At 71.1% G+C, this 1,298-nt stretch carries 2 protein-coding genes; both read right to left on the bottom strand.

The features are described from left to right. The coding region (locus AB0B91_RS65015) for an AIM24 family protein (RefSeq protein WP_089002863.1) at nt 1-721 on the bottom strand (721 nt) is incomplete at its 3' end. 91 nt (nt 722-812) lie between these two features. Next, nucleotides 813-1,172, bottom strand: a complete 360-nt coding sequence (locus AB0B91_RS65020; protein WP_284039278.1) for a metallopeptidase family protein — start codon at nt 1,170-1,172, stop codon at nt 813-815. Nucleotides 1,173-1,298 lie beyond the last annotated feature (126 nt).

Below are 1,298 nucleotides of genomic sequence, written 5' to 3' on the forward strand. Positions count from 1 at the left end.
AGCTCAGCAGGCCGCCGAGCAGACCGCCCTGCTGCTCCTGGGAGCCGCTGCCCATGATCGGCGGCTCCTCGGAGGGCTGGACGACGACGAAGCCCTGCCCGGCGAAGCTCATCGTGAACGACTCGCCGGTGCGCCGGCCGAGCAGCGTGCCGAGGCCGAGCTGCTCGGCGCGGTGGTAGCCGGTCTGGAGGTTGGCCGACCAGCAGACCGCGGCCTGCGGGTCCACGTAGGTGGGCGCGTCGACGTTGAGCACCACCGGGGTGCCCTTGGTGGTGATGGCGATCCGCCCGTGCCCGCTGAAGACGCAGTTGAACAGGCCCGACGAGGACGCCATGCCGGCCCCGCCGACCATCCGGATGTCGTACTGGAGGGTGGAGTCGAAGGCCAGCACGCTGGAACCGTTGATCGAGAGCGCGTCGCCGGGCTCCAGGTCGATGACGTGCACGTCCTTGGCGAAGTCGGCGAGGAAGACGTCCCCCCGACCGGAGACCTTCATCAGCGGGACGCCCTCGCCGGTCAGCTTCTGCTTCAGGAACTTGCCGAGCCCGCCGGAGCCGAGCGCCTGGAACTGCACCTGCCCCTGGTAGGCGACCATCGACCCGACCCGGGCCATCGCCTCGCCGTTGAGTTCGATCTTCAGCATCTTGGAGTTCTGCAGCCGCATGCCGGGCTGCGCGGACTCCTTCTCAAGGTTCTCCGCCGAGAACAGCTCGCTGCGCATGGAAGTGCCTCCTGAGTTCGTGGTACCTGGACCGACGGTAGGCGACCGTGGCAACCGCCGACCACCGGCCGACCGGCCCTGCCACGCCCCGTCAGCCCCAGCCCAGCTCGTGCAGGCGGGCGTCGTCGATGCCGAAGTGGTGGGCGATCTCGTGCACCACCGTCACCGCGACCTCGTCGACGACGTCCTCGTCGTCGTCGCAGATGCGCAGGATCGGATTGCGGTAGATCAGGATGCGGTCCGGCAGCACGCCGGCGTAGTCCCAGCCCCGTTCGGTGAGGGCGTGCCCCTCGTAGAGGCCGAGCAGGTCCTCGCCGGGGGGCGGGTCGTCCTCCACCAGGATCACGACGTTGCTCATCAGGGCGAGGAGTTCCTCTGGCACCTCGTCGAGCGCGTCGCCGACCAGCTCCTCGAAGCGCTCGCGACTCATCTCCACCGGCACCCCGCCCATTCTGCCCGACGACCCGGCCCGCCCGCGCCGGTCGGGAGGGCGGATCCCCGGCCGCTCGGCAGGGCGGTCCGCGTAGGGCCGGCGGAGCGGCCCCGGGCCCGGCGTGCCGGGGGGGGGGGCCCCGAC

It is taken from the genome of Nonomuraea sp. NPDC049141 (assembly GCF_040648415.1).
GTDB lineage: Bacteria > Actinomycetota > Actinomycetes > Streptosporangiales > Streptosporangiaceae > Nonomuraea.

Coding starts and splice junctions, on each gene's coding strand:
- AB0B91_RS65020 (WP_284039278.1), bottom strand. CDS start 1,172: ATGGGCGGGGTGCCGGTGGAGATGAGTCGCGAGCGCTTCGAGGAGCTG.